At 67.0% G+C, this 20,112-nt stretch carries 17 protein-coding genes and 1 pseudogene; 7 read left to right on the top strand and 11 right to left on the bottom strand.

Going from position 1 to position 20,112, the window contains the following annotated elements:
- Window positions 1–438: pseudogene (locus E4L98_RS11645) on the bottom strand (hypothetical protein); the annotation flags it as partial.
- A 162-nt stretch (window positions 439–600) separates the two neighbouring features.
- Here E4L98_RS11645 and E4L98_RS11650 point away from each other — a divergent pair.
- From E4L98_RS11650 to E4L98_RS11665, 4 genes are read left to right on the top strand one after another with little or no spacing between them, the layout of a single operon-like run.
- Window positions 601–870 (top strand): DUF1427 family protein, encoded by a 270-nt coding sequence (locus E4L98_RS11650; protein WP_135201727.1) that lies wholly within the window; start codon window positions 601–603, stop codon window positions 868–870.
- Window positions 870–2,798: an amidohydrolase gene (locus E4L98_RS11655; protein WP_205746706.1), complete on the top strand. Its 1,929-nt coding sequence runs from the start codon at window positions 870–872 to the stop codon at window positions 2,796–2,798. Before E4L98_RS11650 ends, E4L98_RS11655 begins: the two co-directional genes overlap by 1 nt.
- On the top strand, window positions 2,798–3,226 hold the full coding sequence (locus E4L98_RS11660) for a DoxX family protein (protein ID WP_205746707.1): 429 nt from the start codon (window positions 2,798–2,800) through the stop codon (window positions 3,224–3,226). The genes E4L98_RS11655 and E4L98_RS11660 overlap by 1 nt, the downstream gene beginning before the upstream one ends.
- Window positions 3,213–3,869, top strand: coding sequence for a YoaK family protein (locus E4L98_RS11665; RefSeq protein WP_135201728.1), 657 nt, complete (start codon window positions 3,213–3,215; stop codon window positions 3,867–3,869). Before E4L98_RS11660 ends, E4L98_RS11665 begins: the two co-directional genes overlap by 14 nt.
- A 12-nt stretch (window positions 3,870–3,881) precedes the next feature.
- On the opposite strand, the gene E4L98_RS11670 is transcribed toward E4L98_RS11665, so the two are convergent.
- Together E4L98_RS11670 and E4L98_RS11675 are read right to left on the bottom strand one after the other, a co-directional pair.
- Window positions 3,882–4,514 (bottom strand): response regulator, encoded by a 633-nt coding sequence (locus tag E4L98_RS11670; protein WP_307722109.1) that lies wholly within the window; start codon window positions 4,512–4,514, stop codon window positions 3,882–3,884.
- Between the two features lie 75 nt (window positions 4,515–4,589).
- A complete protein-coding gene (locus E4L98_RS11675; RefSeq protein WP_135201730.1) occupies window positions 4,590–5,531 on the bottom strand; it encodes an MBL fold metallo-hydrolase in 942 nt (313 codons plus the stop codon).
- A 123-nt stretch (window positions 5,532–5,654) separates the two neighbouring features.
- Here E4L98_RS11675 and E4L98_RS11680 point away from each other — a divergent pair, with 123 nt between their 5' ends.
- Complete coding sequence (locus E4L98_RS11680) at window positions 5,655–6,626, top strand: LysR family transcriptional regulator (protein ID WP_135201731.1); 972 nt, start codon at window positions 5,655–5,657, stop codon at window positions 6,624–6,626.
- A 22-nt stretch (window positions 6,627–6,648) separates the two neighbouring features.
- Here the strand turns inward: E4L98_RS11680 and E4L98_RS11685 are convergent, their stop codons facing one another.
- The 4 genes from E4L98_RS11685 to E4L98_RS11700 form a co-directional block, all read right to left on the bottom strand.
- Window positions 6,649–7,575 (bottom strand): tetratricopeptide repeat protein, encoded by a 927-nt coding sequence (locus E4L98_RS11685; protein WP_135201732.1) that lies wholly within the window; start codon window positions 7,573–7,575, stop codon window positions 6,649–6,651.
- A 41-nt stretch (window positions 7,576–7,616) separates the two neighbouring features.
- A complete protein-coding gene (locus tag E4L98_RS11690; protein ID WP_135201733.1) occupies window positions 7,617–8,876 on the bottom strand; it encodes a D-amino acid dehydrogenase in 1,260 nt (419 codons plus the stop codon).
- A 46-nt stretch (window positions 8,877–8,922) separates the two neighbouring features.
- Window positions 8,923–10,773: a DUF885 domain-containing protein gene (locus E4L98_RS11695; RefSeq protein ID WP_135201734.1), complete on the bottom strand. Its 1,851-nt coding sequence runs from the start codon at window positions 10,771–10,773 to the stop codon at window positions 8,923–8,925.
- An 80-nt stretch (window positions 10,774–10,853) separates the two neighbouring features.
- Window positions 10,854–12,368 carry an FAD-dependent oxidoreductase gene (locus E4L98_RS11700; RefSeq protein ID WP_135201735.1) on the bottom strand — a complete coding sequence of 505 codons (1,515 nt, stop codon included), beginning with the start codon at window positions 12,366–12,368 and terminating at the stop codon, window positions 10,854–10,856.
- Between the two features lie 116 nt (window positions 12,369–12,484).
- Here E4L98_RS11700 and bla point away from each other — a divergent pair, with 116 nt between their 5' ends.
- Both bla and E4L98_RS11710 read left to right on the top strand, forming a co-directional pair.
- Window positions 12,485–13,366, top strand: coding sequence for a class A beta-lactamase (gene bla, locus E4L98_RS11705; RefSeq protein WP_135201736.1), 882 nt, complete (start codon window positions 12,485–12,487; stop codon window positions 13,364–13,366).
- Window positions 13,363–13,881: a GNAT family N-acetyltransferase gene (locus E4L98_RS11710; protein WP_229257361.1), complete on the top strand. Its 519-nt coding sequence runs from the start codon at window positions 13,363–13,365 to the stop codon at window positions 13,879–13,881. The genes bla and E4L98_RS11710 overlap by 4 nt, the downstream gene beginning before the upstream one ends.
- 27 nt (window positions 13,882–13,908) lie before the next feature.
- Here E4L98_RS11710 and E4L98_RS11715 read toward each other — a convergent pair whose 3' ends face one another.
- From E4L98_RS11715 to E4L98_RS11730, 4 genes are read right to left on the bottom strand one after another with little or no spacing between them, the layout of a single operon-like run.
- On the bottom strand, window positions 13,909–14,487 hold the full coding sequence (locus E4L98_RS11715; RefSeq protein WP_229257362.1) for a YdeI/OmpD-associated family protein: 579 nt from the start codon (window positions 14,485–14,487) through the stop codon (window positions 13,909–13,911).
- Window positions 14,484–15,221: a polysaccharide deacetylase family protein gene (locus E4L98_RS11720; RefSeq protein WP_167761319.1), complete on the bottom strand. Its 738-nt coding sequence runs from the start codon at window positions 15,219–15,221 to the stop codon at window positions 14,484–14,486. The genes E4L98_RS11715 and E4L98_RS11720 overlap by 4 nt, the downstream gene beginning before the upstream one ends.
- Window positions 15,218–15,907 carry a 4'-phosphopantetheinyl transferase family protein gene (locus E4L98_RS11725; RefSeq protein ID WP_135201739.1) on the bottom strand — a complete coding sequence of 230 codons (690 nt, stop codon included), beginning with the start codon at window positions 15,905–15,907 and terminating at the stop codon, window positions 15,218–15,220. Before E4L98_RS11725 ends, E4L98_RS11720 begins: the two co-directional genes overlap by 4 nt.
- Window positions 15,904–20,037, bottom strand: a complete 4,134-nt coding sequence (locus E4L98_RS11730) for a Pls/PosA family non-ribosomal peptide synthetase (RefSeq protein ID WP_135201740.1) — start codon at window positions 20,035–20,037, stop codon at window positions 15,904–15,906. The genes E4L98_RS11725 and E4L98_RS11730 overlap by 4 nt, the downstream gene beginning before the upstream one ends.
- Window positions 20,038–20,112: the final 75 nt, after the last annotated feature.

Here is a 20,112-nt window from a genome sequence, read left to right on the forward strand (position 1 = left end):
GCGGGCGATGCCGCGCAGGATATTCACCTCTTCCTTCTCCAGCTGGGCGCGCGCGCGGCCGTTGCCGAAGTAGCTGACGCCGCCGCCCATGCGGTAGCCGACCCACAGCCCGCCTTCGGGCGGCGCGTACAGGGTGCGGACATTGGAGGACAGCAGCGGCTGCCCCTCGATGCTGTCGACGCGCTCATAGCGGCGGCCGTCGAAGCGATACAAACCGGTGCCGGCGGCAAGCCACAGCCAGCCGTCGCGGGTCTGGGCGATGCTCAGCACATCGACCGGCGCGCCGTCCAGCGCACCCCAGGCGGTATGGGTGTATTGTTCCAGCAGGCGCGCCGGCGGCTGCTGGGCCGCAGCCCGCGGCGCCGGGGCGCACCACAGCATGCCGCACAATGCGGCGGCCGCGGCGTGCAGGAGCAGTGGAGCGCGTGCAGTCGTCATGGTCTTGGCGGTGGAGGGAGCAAGCTCATTTTAGCACCTATTGAAACCGAAGTCGGCGCCTCCGCCAAAAGAGAGGGCGCAAAACGATCAATACCAGTGATGGCAAACCACACGCGTCTCCCTACACTATGCGCACGACTACAACCGGAGCATTGTCCCATCATGAAAATGTATATCGTATCCCTGGCTGTCGGCCTGCTGGTCGGCCTCATATACGGCTTTCTCAATGTGCGCTCGCCGGCGCCGCCGGTGATCGCGCTGGTCGGCCTGCTCGGTATCCTGCTGGGCGAACAACTGCCGCCGCTGCTGCGCCAGCTGTGGCAGCCGTCGCAGACCGAAGCCAAAGTGTCGTGGCTCGAAGACCACGTCAAACCCCATTGTTTCGGCCAACTGCCCGGCGCGCAGAAGACCGATGAAACCAGGAGCACCTGATGACCTCTATGACCCCGACCCCTGACCTGATCCTGCACCGCGGCCTGTTCACCACCCTGGACCGCAGCAATCCGCACGCCGAAGCGGTGGCCATCAAGGATGGCCGTTTCCTGCGCGTCGGCCGCGCCGACGAGATCATGCCGCTGGCCGGCCCGGAAACCCAAATCATCGACCTGCAGGGCAAGCGCGTGCTGCCCGGCCTGATCGACAACCACTGCCACATCATCCGCGGCGGCCTGAATTTCAACCTCGAACTGCGCTGGGACGGCGTGCGCAGCCTGGCCGACGCCATGGCGATGCTGAAGGCGCAGGTGGCGATCACCCCGGCGCCGCAGTGGGTGCGCGTGGTGGGCGGCTTCACCGAGCACCAGTTCGCGGAAAAGCGCCTGCCGACCATCGAGGAACTGAACGCGGTGGCGCCGGACACGCCGGTGTTCATCCTGCACCTGTACGACCGCGCGCTGCTGAACGGCGCCGCGCTGCGCGCCGTCGGCTACACCAAGGACACGCCGGAACCGCCGGGCGGCGAAATCCTGCGCGACGGCGCCGGCAATCCGACCGGCCTGCTGCTGGCCAAGCCGAATGCGGCCATCCTGTACGCCACCCTGGCCAAGGGCCCGAAGCTGCCGCTCGAATACCAGGTCAACTCGACCCGCCACTTCATGCGTGAACTGAACCGCCTGGGCGTGACCGGCGTGATCGACGCCGGCGGCGGCTTCCAGAACTACCCGGACGACTATGAAGTGGTGCAGCAGCTGGCCGACGCCAAGCAGCTGACCATCCGCATGGCCTATAACCTGTTCACCCAGAAGCCCAAGCAGGAGAAGGAAGACTTCCTCAACTGGACGCAGAGCGTCAAGTACCAGCAGGGCGACGATTACTTCCGCCACAACGGCGCGGGCGAGATGCTGACCTTCTCGGCCGCCGACTTCGAGGACTTCCGCCAGCCGCGTCCCGACATGCCGGCCAACATGGAGGACGACCTGGAAGGCGTGGTGCGCGTGCTGGCGCAGAACCGCTGGCCGTGGCGCATGCACGCCACCTACGACGAGACCATCAGCCGCGCGCTGGACGTGTTCGAGCGCGTCAACCAGGACATCCCGCTGGAAGGCCTGAACTGGTTCTTCGACCACGCCGAGACGATTTCGGACCGTTCGATCGACCGCATCGCCGCGCTGGGCGGCGGCGTCGCCGTGCAGCACCGCATGGCCTACCAGGGCGAATACTTCATCGAACGCTATGGCCACGGCGCCGCCGAAGCCACACCGCCGGTGAAGAAAATCATCGAAGCGGGGGTGAAAACCTCGGCCGGCACCGACGCCACCCGCGTCGCCTCGTACAACCCGTGGGTCTCGCTGGCCTGGCTGATCACCGGTAAAACCGTCAGCGGCGCCCAGCTGTACCCGCGCGCCAACTGCCTGGACCGCGAGGGCGCGCTGCGCATGTGGACCGAGAACACCACCTGGTTCTCCAACGAGGAAGGCAAGAAGGGCCGCATCCAGCAGGGCCAGCTGGCCGACCTGATCGTGCCGGACAAGGACTTCTTCGCCTGCGCCGAAAGCGAAATCTGGGATCTGAGCTCGCAGCTGACCGTGGTCGGCGGCAAGGTGGTGTACGCCGCCGGCCCGTTCGCCAGCCACGACACGCCGCCGCCGCCGGCCATGCCCGACTGGTCGCCGGTGCGCCGTTACGGCGGTTATGCCGCCTGGGGCGAAAACGTCGGCACCAGCCGCGCCGCCATGAAGGAGCTGGAACGCCGGCGCCTGGAGCAGAACAAGCTGCGCCAGCAACAGGCGGCGTCCTGCGGCTGCGCCAGCAACTGCAATGTGCACGGCCACCAGCACGCCAATGCGTGGGGCAGCAAGCTGCCGATCTCCGATCTGAAAAGCTTCTGGGGCGCGCTGGGTTGCGCCTGCTGGGCGGTGTGATGCGGGCGCCTGCCATCGCCACGACGGCGGCGCGCCATACGCCGTGGATGCACCGTCTGTGCCTGCTGCTGTTGTGCGCCGCCTACCTGCAGGGCGGCTTCAACAAGCTGACCGACTTCGGTTCGGCCATCGCCGAGATGCAGCATTTCGGCCTGGCGCCGGCGGGGCCGCTGGCGGCGCTGGTGATCGCGCTGGAGCTGGGCGCCTCGGTGGCCGTGGTCAGCGGCTGGTACCGCTGGCTGGGCGCGGGTTTCCTCGGCGTGTTCACGCTGATGGCCACCTTCGTCGCCAACCGCTACTGGGACATGGCGGCGGGTCATGAGCGCTTCATGACCGCCAACAGTTTTTATGAGCACCTGGGCCTGACCGGCGCCTTCCTGCTGGTGGCCTGGCTCGATTTACAGAAAGGCGAGGATGGAACGCGGTGATTTGAAGCAGGGCGTGGCCCTGGGTTTTCTGGCTGGGTATGTGGACACGCTGGGTTTTGTCGGGCTGTTCGGCCTGTTCACGGCCCACGTGACCGGCAACTTCGTGCTGATCGGCCGCGCGCTGATCGAACCGACGCAGGCGGTGGCCATCAAGCTGCTGGTGTTCCCGGTGTTTATCCTGTTCGTCGCGCTGGCGCGGCTGGCGATCCTGCACTGGGACCGCGGCGGCGCCAGGACCCTGCGCAACAGTTTCCTGTTCCAGCTGGCGCTGCTGCTGGCGACGGTGGCCTGCGCCTGGCAGGCGGCGCCGGTGGTGGAGGCGTCCGCGCCGCTGACGCTGTTGACCGGCATGCTGTGCGCCGGCGCCATGGCGGTGCAGAACTGCTACGGCAAGCTGCTGCTGGGGAAAACCGCGGCCACCACGGTCATGACCGGCAACGTCACCACGCTGGTGATCGAGGCGGTCGATGCCATGCGCGGCGACCGGGAGGCGCTGGGCCGCTGCCGCAAGCTGGCCTGGCCGGTGGTGGCGTTCGGCGTCGGCTGCATGGGCGGCGCCGTGGCCTTCGTCAATGTCGGTTTCCACGGCCTGCTGCTGCCGGCCGCGATCCTGGCCTGGCTGGCCGCCACGGCGCGCGACTAGATCGGCGCGCGATCAGATGGTGATGATGCCGCGCCTGAGGGCGATCGTCACCGCGTGGGTACGATCGTTCGCGGCCAGCTTGGCCAGCACGTTCTTCATATGCGCCTTGACGGTTTCCTCGGAAATCGTCAGGCGCTCCGCGATGCGGCGGTTGGAGTGTCCGCTGGCCGCATAATTCAGTACTTCCATCTCGCGGCTGCTTAACGGCCCCTGACCCATGTGCTGGGCCAGTTCCATCGCGATCTCCGGCGGGATGCGGCGCTGGCCGGTGTGCACACCGCGCACGGTGTCCAGCAGTTCCTTGCGCAGCGTGCTTTTCAACATGAAGCCGACCGCGCCGCCCTGCACCGCGCGCAGGATCTGCGCATCGCCCTTGTAGGTGGTGAGCATGACCACGCGCGCGTTGTTGCATTCGCGGCGGATTTCGAGCAGCGCCGTGACGCCGTCCATCTCGGGCATGGCAATGTCCATGATGGTGACGTCCGGCCGCAGCTCCTTGTAGCGTTGTATCGCTTCGATGCCGTTGCAGGCTTCGCCGACCAGGCGCATGTCGGTCTGACTGGAGATGGCCTCGCCCAGGCCGGCGCGCAGCAGCGGGTGGTCGTCGACAACGAGCACGGTGATGGGGCGCGGAGTGCTGCTCATATCCATGTTAGAAGACTCTCTAAAGCGTGGAATACCACTATTCTTGCGAAGAATGCTGACATCAGGCTGACCGGCTCAGCGCAACTGCGTATAGCTGACCGGCACCCACTCGTAGCTCTTGCCGACGGCGCGCACGTGGCCCAGGCCCGGGAACGACAGATGGCTGGCGCCGATCAGCGCGCCATCTTTGGCCACGGCCTGGAACACCTTGGCACGCGCGGCCTGCGCCGTCTTGCTGTCGCTGTCGAAGCCGATGGTCACTTCCGGATGGCTGAACTGGACCGCGGCAACGTGGATCAGGTCGCCGATCAGCACCAGTTTTTGTCCCTTGCTTTCAACAGTATAGACGGTATGGCCGGGCGTGTGGCCATAGGCGCTGGTGGCACGGATGCCGGGCGCCAGTTCGGTGTCGCCGCTGAACGGTTTCAGGTGCTGGCCGCCGCCGTAGGGTGCCAGCGACGCCATGGCGCCCTGGAAGAAGCCCTTGCTGTCGGCCGGCGCCTTGTCCAGGTTGGCCTGGCTTAGCCAGAAGTCGGTATCGCGCTGGTCGGCGCGCACCACAGCGTTGGGGAACACGCTCTGGCTGTTGGCGCTCAAGCCGCCGACGTGGTCGGGGTGCAAGTGGGTGATGTAAATTTCATCGATCTGCTCGGGCTGATAGCCGGAAGCTTTCAGGTTGGCCAGCAGCTTGCCCAGGGTCGGGCCGAACAGGCTGCCGGCGCCGGTGTCGATCAGGATCAGCTTGCCGCCAGTGTTGAGCAGGAAAGCGTTGACCGAGGTCTCGGTCGGCGCGCTCTGGTAGTTGCGCGCCAGGGCCTTGATGGTGACATCGGCCGGCTGGTGCAGCAGCTTGTCCATCGGCAGGTCGACGGTGCCGTCGCTGAGCGCGGTTACTTCGATGTCGCCCAGCATGATGCGATGGAAGCCGGGGGCATTGGTGTGGGCCAGCGGCGCGGCGGCCATGGCGCAGGTGCTGAGGGCAAGGGCCAGTGCGGCCGCCAAAGATGTGAACTTCATTATTGTTGTCCTTAATAATTCAACGGTAGGACGAAGTATGCGGCTTTGCAAAAAATGGCACAATATGCATAAAGGCAAATGATCTTTGCCGTTTGCGCAAAACTGGCCGGCATGGGGAAGATGATGATTGACGCTTTGGAATGCTTCGTTGCTGTAGTGGAAGCGAACAGCCTGTCGAGGGCGGCGCGGCAGCTGGAGGTCGCGGTGTCGTCGGTATCGCGCAAGCTGGACGCGCTGGAGGCCGACCTGGGCGCCCGGCTGCTGCTGCGCGGTTCGCGGCAACTGTTACTGACCGACGCCGGCGAGCGCTTTCTGCCGCGCGCGCGCAGCATCCTGGCCGAATTGGCGGAAGGTAAAAGCGAGCTGCGGGAAGCGGACAGCGAGCCGCGCGGCCTGTTGACGGTGACGGCGCCGGCGGCCTTTGGCCGCCTGCACGTGGCGCCGGCGGTGGCGGCGTTCCTGCAACGCCATCCGCTGATCGAAGTCGATCTGCACGTCAGCGACGACGTGGTGGATCTGTCGGCGCGCCGCGTGGATGTGGCGGTGCGCGCCGGCGTGCTGTCATCCAGCGATCTGGTGGCGACGCGGCTGGCCGGCATGCACCGGGTGGTCAGCGCCAGTCCGGCCTATCTGGAAAAGCATGGCTGGCCGCGCCGACCGGAAGATTTGCTCAAGCACCAGTGCCTGAGCGTCAGCGGCCGCGGCGCGCCGCGCGGCTGGTGGCGCTTCGAGGGGGTGAACGGCAACCAGCCCTTGCCGGTGAAGGGTAACCTGCGCTGCGACGACACCGACACGCTGCTGCACGCGGCCATCAGCGGCGCCGGCATTGTCCACCTGGCCAACTGGCTGGTCAGCGACGCCATCGTGGCGGGACAGTTGGTGTCGGTGTTTCCGATGCCGCCGCTGGAGCGCGGCGCGATCGCGCCACGGCGCGGACCGGACGATGCGGCGATCCATGCGGTCTACATGCCGGGCCGGTCGAACCAGACCAGGGCACAGCTGCTGATACGGCATTTGAGGGAGTATTTCGGCGACCCCGCGTATTGGGATCTGGCGATGGAGGCCGCCGGGGCGGGCGGACGCCGCGCCCCGTGAGGATCAGACCGGCGGTGAAGGATTAGTCCCAGTCGCCGCCGCCACCGCTGTCGCCGCCGCCTCCGCCGCCATCAACCCAGCCGCCGCCGCTGACGCCGAAGTCGTTGCCGCCCATGTCGTCGCGGCGCAGCAGTTCGTCGCGCGAGGACGGGTCGTCGTAGACGATGTCGTTGCGCTGCTGGTCATGGCCGGCCGAGCTGCCGTGGTCTCCGGTGAAGCTGCGCGCGATCGCCTCGCCGGCGACAATACCGGCGCCCACCGCGGCGCCGGTCGCCAGGCCGCCCATGATGCGCGAACCCATGCCAGGCTGCTGCGGTTGCGGATAGCCCGGCTGGCCATAGCCCGGACCGTAGCCCTGCTGCGGATAAGCGCCCGGCGCGTAGCCCGGCTGCTGCCCGCCCGGGTTGTAGCCGGACGGGTTGTAAGCGTCAGGCGCCTGCTGTTGCTGGCGGCGCTGCATGAAACGGGTGGCCAGCCAGATGAAGCCGGCAAGACCGAGGCCGATGATCAGGATGCCGCCCCAGGAAAACCCGCTGCTTTCAGGCGCCCTGGCATAACCGCCGCTGCCGTAGCCGCTGCCGTTACTGCGCGCAGGTTGCTGGGCATAGCTGGCCTTGCTGCCCTGGTTAAGCAGCGCGCGCAGCTTGGTCACCGCTTCCGGCTTGACCTTGGGCAGACCGGGCGACAGTTGCTCGGCCTTGGCCAGCGATGCGCGGGCGGAATCGAACTGACCCTGCTTGGCCTGCAGCTCGGCTTCGACGAAGTAAGCGGTGGCGCTGTTGGGGTGCGCTTTCAGCACCTCGTCCATCATGGCCTGAGCCTCGGCGTATTTGCCCGCTTCCGCAGCCACATAGACGTCGTGGATGGTGGGTTCGGCGGCAAATACAGGGGCCGCCAGCGCCAGAGCGCCGGCCAGCATGGTGATACGTGCGATAGATTTAGCCGTCATGGGTTACCTCCTGGTTGAGACAGCGCTTAGATAATGGCAGTTTACGCCAATTTCAAGGGGCTGGTCGTGCGTTGCAGCACTGAACCGAAGGAAGAGGCGATATTGGCGGCCACCATGTCCGCCGTGGCCGCCGCCAGCGTCCAGCCCAGGTGGCCGTGGCCGGTGTTGTAGAAAACGCCCGGCGCCTTGCCGGGGCCGACGCGCGGCATCAGGTCCGGCATCATGGGCCGCAGCCCGGCCCAGGGCGTCACGCTGCGCGTGCTGACGTCGGGGAAGTGGCGCTGCACCCAATTGATCAGCGGAGCGATGCGGTCGGCGCGGATGTCGCGGTTGAAGCCGTGGAACTCGGCGGTGCCGGCCACGCGCAGGCGCTGCTCGCCCAGCCGGCTGCTGACCAGCTTGACGGCGTCGTCCACCACGCTGACCTGCGGCGCGGCGGCGCGGCTGGCCGCATCGTCGAGCTGCACGGTGATCGAATAGCCCTTGACCGGGTAGACGTTGACGTGGTCGCCCACCTGCATCGCCAGTTCGCGGCTGGCGGCGCCGGCGCAGATCACCACCGCGTCGTAGCGCGTGGTGTCGGCGCCGTCGCCCTGCAGCACGGTGACGTCGACGCCGTCCATGGCCGGCTCCAGCCTGACCACCTGCTGGTTGAAGCGCAGTTCCGCGCCCAGCCGCTGCGCCGCCTGCGCCAGGCCGGTGGTGAACTTGTGGATGTCGCCGCTGCTGTCGCTGTCGGTGTAATGGCCAGCGTAGAACTCGCCGCGCAGCGCTGGTTCGATCGCGCGCATCTCGGCCGGCGTGACCGCGCGGCGCGGCACGCCGCCGCGCTCGAGCAGCTTGCTGACGGCGACCGCGTGCTCGAATTCGGCCTTGTCGCGATGGATGTGCAGGATGCCGGCGCGCTTCAGGTCGAATTCGATCCGCTCATCGGCGGCCCAGCGGAACAGGTGTTCGCGCGCCGTCACCGCCATGCGCGCCAGCGCGATGGTGTGGTCGTGGTAGTACTGCATGGCCGAGATGAACTCGGCGAACCAGGACAGCTTGTGCCAGGTCGGATGCGCATGCACCAGCAGCGGCGCATCGCGCCGCGTCAGCCATTGCAGCGCCTTGAACACGGTGGCGCGGTGGTTCCAGACTTCCGCATGGGAGGCCGACAGCTGACCACCGTTGGCGTACGAGGTTTCCATCCCCGCGTAGCGATGCCGCTCGAGCAGGGTGACATTGAAGCCGCGCTTGGCAAGCGCGTAGGCGGTCGTTACACCGGTAACGCCGCCGCCGATGATGGCGATGGTTTTCATGATGGACGATAAAGTTTACAAGAAAACCATGGCCGCTCAAACTTCTTTATGCGCGCTGTTGTTTTGCGATATAGCGGTCGATCACGGTCGGCAGCACCGTCAGCGGTACGCCGCAGCTCTGCACCAGCGCGTCGTTGTAAGCGGCCAGGTCGAACTTCGCGCCCAGCGCGGCCTTGGCGCGTTCGCGCTGGCGCAGGATTTCGTTGTGACCCATCTTGTAGCCGCAGGCCTGCCCCGGCGACACCGTGTAGCGGTCGATCTCGCTGGTCATGGCCTGCTGGCCGCGGCCGGTGTTCTCGACCAGGAAGCGGATCGCCTGCTCGCGCGTCCACTTCATCTCATGCATGCCGGTGTCCACCACCAGGCGGCAGGCGCGGAACTGCTGCGCCTGCAGGTAGCCGATCTGGCTGAACGGATCGTTGGCGTACAGGCCGAATTCATCGACCAGCTGTTCCGCATACAGCGCCCAGCCTTCGATAAAGGCGTTGAAGCCGATCAGCGAGGAAATTAGCGGCAGCTCGTCGTGGTGCTCGGCCAGGTAGGCGCCTTGCCAGGCGTGGCCGGGGATGCCTTCGTGCGCGGTCAGGGTGGCGATTTCCGATTTCGGCCACAGCGTGGTCGACTTCAGGTTGATGTAGTAGATCGCCGGCCGCGAACCGTCCAGCGAGGCGAAGTTCATGTAGCCGAGCGGCGCGCCGGCCTCGATGTCGGTCGGCACGCGCTTGATCTGCAGCGGCACCTTCAGGCCCAGGTGCGAGATCTGCGGCATCAGCTTGCGTACCGCCTCCACCCGCTCGTTGCAGTAGGCGATCAGTTGTTCGCGGCCCTGGTCGTTGTCGGCGTAGAAGCGCTGCGGGTCCTTCGACAGCGCCAGCAGGCGTTCGCCCACCGTGCCCTGGGTGATGCCCTGCGCTTTCAGGATGGCGTCGATGCGCGATTGCAGCTGCTTGTTCTGTTCCAGGCCGATGGCGTGGATCTCTTTCGCGCTGTGGGTGGTCGAGGTGCCCAGGCGCAGCGCCCATTGATAGTAGGCCGCGCCGTCCGGCAGGCGGTGCACGCCGGCGACATTGGTGGCTTTCCCGGCGGCTTTGCCGAAGGTGGCGATCTGGCGCTCCAGCGCCGGATACACCGAGCCCTCCACCAGTTTCATGGCCCGCGCATGCCAGTCGCCGGCGATGTTCTGCTTGTGCGTGCGGTCGGTGATCGAGGTGACCAGTTTCTGTTCGGCCGCCGGCGTCTTGCGAAAGTTCTGCAGCTGGCCCAGCGCGGTGCGGCAGATGAAGTCCGGCGGCATGATGCCCTTGCTCGCCTGCTCGGCGATGCGCGCGGTTTCCTGATCCAGCATTTTCGCCATGCCTCCCAGACGCGCCAGATAGGCTTCGGCGTCGGCGGCATTGCCGATCTGGTGCTGCGAATCGAGGAATTCCGGAATGCGCGTCAGGGCGCCGTCCTGCTGCGTGACGGGGAAGGGCGCGGTGCCGCCATTGAAGCCGCTGGCGGCGCCGCCGAACGGGAAGCGCAAGCCCTGCACGCCCGATTCGGCGGCGTAGGCGATGGTGTCGTAGCGGGTCTGCGCGGTCGGGCTCAGGTCTGTGCGCTTGATGGCTTTCAGGCGCGTCTGGATCGATTTGACTTCGTTCGCCCAGGCTGCGTCGCCGGCCGGCGAGACGTCTTCCAGCTGCGATTTCAGCGCGGCGCGCTTGTCCTTGTCCAGGCCCAGGCCGGTGGCGCCGGTCGGCGACAGGCGCAGGACTTCTTCGGCGATGTCGTCCAGCAGTCTGGCGAAGCGGGCATCGGCCGGCGAGGTGCTTGCGGCGGCAAGCGACAGGCCGGGAATGGCGTTGACGGCAGTGGCGGAGAGGGCGGCCAGCAGCAGCTCGCGGCGGGTATTGTTCATGGCATCCTTGTTTCAGATAAGGGAAAGAATCAGCGCGACGCTGACCTTAGCGCCTACCGTGAACCGGTGTCAATGCCTTTTCAGGCGGCGAAGCGCAGATGCAGGCGCGCGGCCAGATCGTGCAGCACGTCGGTTTCCTGGCGCGGCATGGCCAGCGCCACGTGCATGTCGGGGCGCACCAGGTAGGCCGCGTCTTCGAGCAGGCCCGCTTCGGCTGCGGCTTCGCTCCACGGAAAGGCGTGCAGCGGCAGGTGCAGCGCCTGCGCGGCGGCGGCCAGCTGCGGGCCGGTGTTGCCGTAGACGTGCAACTGCCAGTCCATGGATTGCAGCGCTTGAAAGTTATCCAACGCGTCCTCGCGCACTTGCAGCCACGGCAGCCGGTCGCCGCCGATGATGTCGCCGGCGCGGCCGCCGCTGAGCGGACTGTCGGGATAGTGGATCAGCACCTGCGACAGCGTCTTGAACAGGGTGCGCCGCGCCGCCGCGAAGCCGCTCAGCACCGGGAACACGTGCGGCAGCAGCCAGCTGCGCAGCAGTTGGCCGCCGGTGCCCTGGGAGACGATCAGCTGGAAGGCGCGGTCGGTGGTGATCACCAGCTTGCGCGCGAAGACGATGCGCTCCGCCTCATAGGTGTCGAGCAGCGCCAGGCTGGCGCGGCCCTGCAGCACGTGGGCCAGCTTCCAGGCCAGGTTGATGGCGTCGCCGATGCCGGTGTTCATGCCCTGGCCGCCGGCCGGGCTGTGGATATGGGCCGCATCGCCGGCCAGGAAGCAGCGCCCGATGCGGAAGTGAGCGGCCACGCGGTGGTGCACGCGGTAGGTCGAGAACCAGTTGACCTGCTCCACCCGGATGCCCAGCAGCGGTTCCAGCACGGGACGCACGTGTTCGAAAGTCGCGTGTTCGGGCGCGCCGTCGGGCATGATGCCGATCAGCCGCTGCATGCCGCGCGAGCGCACCGGCAGCATCAGCGCAAACGTGTTTGCGCCGAGGTGGGCGACCAGGTCCTGATTGGGCGGGCCTTCCGGATGGACGTCGGCCACGTAATACAGATGGTCGTAGGTGCCGCCGCTGAAATCGAGCTTCAGCGATTCGCGCACGCGGCTGCGGGCGCCGTCGCAGCCGCACAGGTAGGTGCAGCTGGCGGTGATGCGGTCGCCATCCTGTTCCAGCACGGCGCGCACGCCCCACTCGTCCTGGGTGAAGGATTCCAGCTCGGTGTTCCACTCGACCGCCACGCCCTCGGCCTGCAACTGCGCCACCAGAAAGCGCTCATGGTCGTCCTGCGGGAAGGCCAGCACGAAGGGATAGGGACTGAGGCCGCTGCCGATATCCCTGAGCGGCAGCTCGGCAATGTCCTCGCCGTTTTCGCGCAGATGAATGGCATCGATCCTGATGCCGAGATTGATCACCGGCCCGGCGAAACCCAACTGATGGTAGAACTCCAGCGTGCGCGCATGCACCGCCATCGCGCGCGAGGCCTGGCCCGGACCGCTGTTCTTGTCGATGATGCGGACCGCGACACCGCGTCTCGCCAGCGCAATGGCGAGCACTAGGCCGGTGGGGCCGGCGCCGACGATGAGTACCTGGGTGGCCATGATGCAGTCTACAACCGCGGTGGAATGCGTAGCGCGCAATTGAGTACAACGAAGTCCCCCGTCGAGCGCCGGCGCTGATATGATATGTTTATTTTTGTTTAACGTTGCTACTGTCGATGAAACATCTCGCTACCCGCCGCACGCTGATGCTGGCGCTGGCCGCCGCGCCGTTGGCACGCGCGGCCGATTACCTGGACCAGTCGCCGACGTCCACGCCGTTGTCGCCGACCGCCCTGTTGGCGCGGCTGGAGCAGGAGTGCGGCGGGCGGCTGGGCGTGGCGGCGCTGAACACGGGCGACGGCCGCCAGCTGCTGCACCGCGCCGACGAGCGCTTCCCGATGTGCAGCACCTTCAAGATGATGGCGTCGGCCGCCGTGCTGGCGCGCGATCCGGCGCTGCTGAAAAAACGCATCCGCTACGACAAGGCCGATCTGGTGCCGCACGCGCCGGTGACCGGCAAGCATGTGGGCGAAGGCATGACGGTGGCGGAGCTGTGCGAAGCGACGCTGCAGTACAGCGACAATCCCGCCGCCAATCTGCTGATGAAGGAACTGGGCGGGCCAGCCGCCGTCACCGCCTTCGCGCGCGGCATCGGCGACACGGATTTCCGGCTCGAGCGCTGGGAGACGGAACTGAACTCCGCCATCCCCGGCGATCCGCGCGACACCACCACGCCGCTGGCGATGGCGAAGTCGCTGCACAAGCTGGTGCTGGGCGACGCGTTGCCGCCGCCGGCGCGCAAGCAGCTCAAGGACTGGATGCTGGGGAACACCACCGGCGCCGCGCGCATCCGCGCCGGTGTGCCGTCCGGCTGGCCGGTGGCCGACAAGACCGGCGCCGGCGATTACGGCACGGTCAACGACATCGCCATCCTGTGGCCGCCGGGGAAGGCGCCGATCGTGCTGGCGGTGTATGTCACCCAGCCCGGCAAGGACGACAAGGCGCACCCGGAGGTGCACGGCGAAGTCGCCAAAATCGTGATCGAGGCATTCCGATGATGGACGAGCGCGTCGAGCACGAAGGTGGCGGAGTGGTCATCCGCCAGACAACGGAGGCGGATTGGGCGGCGCTGAAGCAGGTGCGTCTCGCCGCGCTGCTGGACGCGCCGACGGCGTTCGGCGTCAGCCATGCATCGGCGGCCGCATATACGGACGCGCAATGGCGGGATCGCGCCGCCGGACGCGGTCCGGCGCGCTACATTCTGGCGTTTCCCGGGGCAGAAGCGGTCGGCATCGTCGCCCATGTGCCGGCGGCCGAGACGGACCTCAACCTGATCGCCATGTGGGTCGCGCCGGACTGGCGCGGCACCTCCATCGCCGCGCAACTGGTCGATGCCGTGAAGGCCTGCGCCATCGCCCAACATCGCCGACGGCTGCTGCTGGACGTCTCGCCGGAAAATCTGCCGGCATCGACGTTCTACCGAAAACAGGGCTTCGTCTTCCTGCCCGAATGGGAAGCATTGGAAAGCCATCCCGAGATTCGGGTGCAGAAAATGGAGTGGCGGACAGCCTGATTGCGCTTGCGCCGGCTGAGCGTCGCTTCAGTCGTCCAGGCCTTTGCCATCCAGGATGCGCTGCACGTTCTTGTCGATGCGCGCTTCGCGGGTTTTGGCTTGCTTGGCGGACGAGAAGTGCAACAGGTAGGCGCGCTGGCGGCCTGGCGTCAGTTCCTCGAAGGCGGCGCGCAGCGCCGGCACGTCGTCCATCTTGCGTTCCAGTTCTTCCGGAAAGTCGAATTCGACGGTCTTTTTGAATCCGACTTTGGCGCCCGACTTTTCCAGGTCGATGGCCTGCTGGATGTAGCTTTTCAGCGTCTTCGCCTGTTTCGTAATCTGCTCCAGGGCAGTGAAGCGGATCTGGCGCGCGGCCTGCACGTTTTCGGTCTGCTGAACCAGGATGTTTTTAGGGTCTTTCATCAGCGCGCCCTTGAAGAACAGCAGCGCGCAATATTCCTTGAAGCCGTGCATCAGCACGACATTGCGGCCATCCAGGGTATAGCAGGGCTGGCCCCATTTGAAGTCTTCGCTCAGATCGCAGGATTGGAGAATCTCGCGCAGCGCGCGGAATTCCTCCTGCCAGTTTTTCGCGCGGCTCAGGAAAGCATCCACCTTGTCGCTCATTTTGCGCGCTCCCATTCGAGATGAACGACTTTGTAGCCTTTGTCTTTCAGGACTTGCAGCAGGGTGGGCAGGGCCTTGGCGGTGGGGCCGTTCGCGTCGTGCATCAGGATGATGCCGCCGCCGGCCTTGTCGAGGCTCGCGCGCAGGCGGTCGGCCAGCACGGCGGTGGTGTCTTCGGGTATCCAGTCGTTGATAGCCAGATCGATGGAGGCGACGGTGATGTTGGCTTGTTTCAGCGCTTCCAGCAGGGTAGGCGTCTCCTCGAGGAACGGGAAACGGTAGGCCGGCGGCTCCTGGCCGAAGGCGGCGTGGTAGGCGGCGCGGCTGAGTTTCAGGTCGTCCAGTTGCTGCTGCGCGCTCAGCGCCTGCATGTGCGGATGGGTGTCGCTGTGGATGCCGGCTGAGTGGCCTTCGGCGATGGCGCGGCGGGCCAGGTCAGGATAGGCGCGCAATTGCTGGCCTTCCATGAAGAAGGTGGCCTTGGCGCATTGATCGGCCAACGCTTTCAGGACCAGCGGGGTGTTGTCGGGAGAGGGACCGTCATCGAAAGTCAGCACCACTTCGCCTTTGGCCAGCGGCAGCGCGGAATGCTGGTTGGTGCCGTAGGCGGCGCCTTCACGCTTCAGCATCAATGTGCGGGCGGTGCCCAATTTTTCGGGGCCGCATTCGGCCGCGGTGGCGGTTGCGGCGCTCAGGGCGGCCAGGACGAAGGCGCTGGTGACGGTCAGTCTCATGCGGTGTTGTCTCCTATGTGGATGTGGCCCAGCAGGCCGGCGACCGGCAGGGCCAGCGATATGGACCGGCCGGGAAGCTCGGTTTGCCATTCGCCTAGTTCTAATCCGTGACATTTTAGCGCGGCTTCGCGCTGTGTCCATGCCGATGTGAAGGAGGAGGCGCGTCGTTCGGCCGGTATGGCCGCCAGCGCGGCAGCAGCAGCGGGGCCGAGATAATCGCGGGCGACCCTCTGCCAGTCGGGAATGTCCTGGATATGCATGATGTCGGCGCCGACGGGACCATGCAGGTTGATGGCCGCCAGTGCGTAGTCGCCTTCGTGGGAGATGGAGATGCCGATGGTTTGCGGGCGGCCTGCCAGCAGGACGCGCGGCGGCGAGCCGGGCGTCGAAGTGATGGAGATCGTCTCGGGCGCGACGGCAAGCATGGCTGCCAATGCTTGGCGCGCGGCCGCGCGTATGAGGTGACGCGCGGCGTCGCGTTGCGGCCCTGCGGCCTGGCTGGCGCCGCCGGGCTGCGTGGCACCGCCACGCGCCTTCCCCGACGTGGTGACGTCGGCATCCGCCATGGCGGCGGCATTCGCGGCAGACGCATCGCCAGTCTTGATCAGGACTGCGAGGAGTCCGTCGTGGCCGTCCGCGCGCGCCGGCGCGGGGTCGGGCCACGTGTGGACGGCCAGTGGGGTCATTTGCGCGCTGGCGCGGCGGGGCAGCCGGCCCAGTTGCCGTTGGCCGGAATATGCTCGCCCTTCATCACCAGCGTCAGCGGGCCGAGACGGGCGTTGTCGCCGACGGCGGCGCTGTACAGCACCGCCGCGCGCGGTCCCATGTAGACCCGTTCGCCGATCACCACGTGGTCGATCTTCATCACGCGGTCCTCGAACAAATGGGTCTGCGGGCAGCTCAACGCATTCAGCTCGCTGTTGTCGCCGATCTGCACGCAATCGAATTCGGTGATATCGGTGGTGTCCATGTAGACGTTCTTGCCGATGCGGCAGCCGAGCAGGTTGAAGGCCAGCGGCAGCCACGGCGTGCCGCGCAGATAGCGCATGAAGTTCGGTACCGCGATGCCTTCATACAGGTTGGTCACGCCTTCGGACAGCCACACGAACGGCGTCCACATCGGCTCCGATTGCTTGCGATAGCGCCCGATCAGCAACCATTTCAACAGCACCACGAACACGTAGTTGCCGATGCCGTAGACCAGGCCCGCCAGCGTCAGATCCCAGATCACCTCGCCCCAGCGGCCGGCGCCGGCGGCTGGCATCACCGCCAGCACCAGCGTGTAGCCGACCGCGATCACCAGCGCATGCGGCGCGACGATGCGGAAGGCTTCGATCAGGCCCCGACCCATCCGGCGCAGCGGCGACGGATGGAAGGTCAGATGTTCGGGATAACCACTGGTCTGCTCGCGCGCCGGCAGGTTGATCGGCGGAGAACCCAGCCAGGTGTCGCCCTGCTTCACGTGTGCATTGTCCGGCGCGCGCGAATGCACGCCGATCAGCACATGCTCCGGCAGCACCGTGCCGTCCGGGATGTATGCGCCATTGCCGACGAAGCTGCGGTGCGAGATCACGGTGGGCTCCATCACCATCCAGCCGCCGTCGATTTCCTCGTCGCCCAGCATCACCGCGTCGGCGATGAAGGTTTCGTCGCCCAGCGTCAGCATGTCCGGCACCACGCCGAGCGCGGTGGAGATTTCGGCGTCCTTGCCGACTTTGGCGCCGAGCAGGCGATACCAGTAGGGCGCGTAGACGGTGGCGTAAATGCCGTGCAGGACGTTCAGGCTCGATTCCTGGATCTGGCTGACCAGCCACTTGGCGCAGTAGGTGTCGCTGTGCACCGCGAAGCGGCCGGGCTTGAGGCGCGGCAGGGCGCTCCAGCGGATGCCGGCCGACACCAGCGCGGTCAGGATAATCAGCACCGCGCTGGCCGGGAAGGCCAGCAGGAAGTAGCGCAGCAGGCGGATGCGCATGTCGTCGCCCTGTATCCAAGGCAGCCAGTTGGCCTCGTCGAACCAGTCGATCAGCACGAAGCTGGGGAACACCGGCATGAAGAACAGCGTGACCACACCCAGAATGCCGAGAATGAAGAACAGCGCTTCGGCGCCGCGGCGTGCCGCCGTCACCGGAGGGCGCGGCGGCAGTTTGCCGGTATCGAAGGCGCCGACGTCGCGCGCCGGCGAACCGGCCCAGACGCGGCCGGCCGGCACCACGCCGCCATCGGCCAGCGCCGACTGGCCTTCCAGGTGGCCCAGCGCCTCCACACGGGTATTCCCTTCCAGAATGGCGAAGGAGCTGACGTAAGCGTCTCGTTCCAGCACGATGCGGCCGAGGTGCAGCCGGCCGCGCTCGACGCGGGCGTTTTCGAAGTTGACGGCGTTGCCGATGCTGACCTGATCGCCGATCTCCAGCAGGTCGGGCGAACGCAGGGTCATCGAACCGATGGTCACTTCCTTGCCGACTTTCGCGCCCAGCGCGCGCAGCCACCAGGCGTTGAGCGACGAGCCGCTGAGCAGGTAGGCCGGCGCCGCTTCGACCAGCCGGTCGGCCAGCCACCAGCGGTAATAGGTGAGACCCCACAGCGGATACGTGCCGGCCTGCAGACGGCCGGCGATCAGCCACTTGCCGGCGACGGCGATGACGAACTCCATGATGGTCGCCAGCAGGAACACGCCCACCGAGGCGGCAACCGCGCGCGGCACCGAGTCGCCCGGATCGCCGGTGAAGAAGTGGTAGGTGAAGAACGGCGCCAGCCACTGCGCCATGCGCAACGTGACCAGCGGCGGCATCGCGGCCGCCTGGGCGATGCCGCACACCCAGCGCTTGAGGCGCGAGGGCGGCGTCCAGTCCTGTTCCTGCACGCCGGTGTCGGCGCCTTCGGCCATGGCCTGGGCGATCTTGCCGATCTGGCGCTGCTGGTAGATGTCGCGCACGGTGACATGGGCGAAACGCGGATCGGTGCGCAGGGAGGAGGCGAGGCGCGCGGCGAAGAACGAGTGTCCGCCCAGGTCGCTGAAGAAATCGGCGTGGCGCAAGATCGGCTGGCCGGGGAACAGCGCGGCCAGCGCGGCGAACAGCGCTTGCTCGGCCGGTGTTTCGGGCAGGTCGGAATCCTCGGCGCTGCCGGCCGGCGCGGCGCCGAGCGGTCGGGCTTTCAGTGTCTTGCGATCGATCTTGCCGGAGGTGAGGCGCGGCATGGCATCCAGCATCTCGTAGCGGCCGGGGACCATGTAGGGCGGCAGCTTGGCCGCCAGCGCGGCGCGCAGTTCGCGCGGATCGGGTGCGGCGCCGCCTTCGGCCACCAGATACGCCACCAGCTGGTCGATGCCGTCGTCCTTGCGCAGCAGGACCGCCACCGTGCCGATGCCGGGCTGCTGCGCCAGCAGCGCTTCGATCTCGCCCAGTTCGACGCGGAAGCCGCGGATTTTCACCTGGTCGTCGGCGCGGCCCAGGCACACCACCTCGCCGTCGGCGCCGATGCGCGCCAGGTCGCCGGTGCGGTACAGGCGGGCGTCATGCGGGCCGCTGGACCAGGGATTGATCAGGAATTTTTCGGCGGTCAGGTCGGGGCGTCCCAGGTAGCCGGCGGCCAGACCGGGACCGGTGATGCACAATTCGCCGACTTCGCCGCGCTTGAGCAGGCGCAGCGCCGGTTCGTGCGGCACCGCCGACGCTTGCGCCAGCGGGTTGTCCGGATCGGCGCCGGCCGGCGCGGTCGGGCCTTCCGCCACCGCGGCCGCGGCGATGGCGGGTTCGGTATTGGTGTCGATCACCAGCAGGCCGTAGTTGGGCAGCGGCGTGCCGATGGTGACGGGATGGCCCGGCTGCAGGCGCGCCAGGCTGGCCGACACCGTCGCCTCGGTCGGGCCGTAAGTGTTGAACATCTGCCGGCCGGGGCGCGACCAGCGCTGCACCAGCGATTCCGGGCAGGCCTCGCCGCCCAGGTTGATCAGGCGCAGGCTGGGGACTTCCTGGTTGAACAGGGCCAGCAGGGTAGGCACCGCGTGCAGCACGGTGACGTGGTTCTGCTCGAGCATGCGCGGCAGGGTTTCCGGGTCGCCGCTGATCTCTTTCGGGCCTATCCACAGCGTGGCGCCGACCAGATAGGCGATCCAGATTTCTTCGAACGACATGTCAAAGGCGACCGAGAAGCCCTGGTATACCTTGTCCGAGGCCTGCACCCCCAGCACCTGGTTTTCACTGCGCAGGAAGTGGCAGATGCTGCGCTGGGTGATCAGGATGCCCTTCGGCTTGCCGGTCGAGCCGGAGGTGTAGATCACATAGGCCGGCACGTCCGGCGAGACGGCGCCGCGGCGCAGCAGCGTTTCGCCGGCGGCCGGCGCGGCCAGCAGGGCCTCGGCGGTCCAGACCGGACGGTCGAAACCGTCCAGCGCGGCCAGGCGCGGCGCCAGCGCGGCGGCGGTCAGCACGCCGACGCCGGCGGCGTCATCGAGGCAGATCTGCAACCGTTCGACCGGCGTATCCTCGTCCACCGGCAGCCAGGCGGCGCCAGCCTTGGCGATGCCGGCCTGCAGTATCAGCAGCTCGATCCCGCGCGGCAGCCACAGGCCGACCATCTGGCCCGGCTGCACGCCGGCCGCGATCAGCCGCGACGCCACCAGGTCGGCCTGGGCGTTCAATTCGCGGTAAGTCAGCGCGCGCTCGCCGAACATGAGCGCAGTCTGGTCGGGACTGCGCGCGGCGGTGGCTTCCAGCAGATCGGCAAGGATCTCGTCGCGCAGCAGGGCCTCTTGCGGCGGTCCGTACAGGATGTCCGGATGCGGTTGCGAAAGATGCTGGCTGAGTGGTTCGTTCATGCGGAAACTTTATTCGGATTCAGGCGTCATTGTACGGTACGCCAAGTGGTTGCCATAGAGTGTAAATGCAAGTTC

The organism is Duganella callida, assembly GCF_004614165.1.
Taxonomy (GTDB): domain Bacteria; phylum Pseudomonadota; class Gammaproteobacteria; order Burkholderiales; family Burkholderiaceae_D; genus Rugamonas; species Rugamonas callida.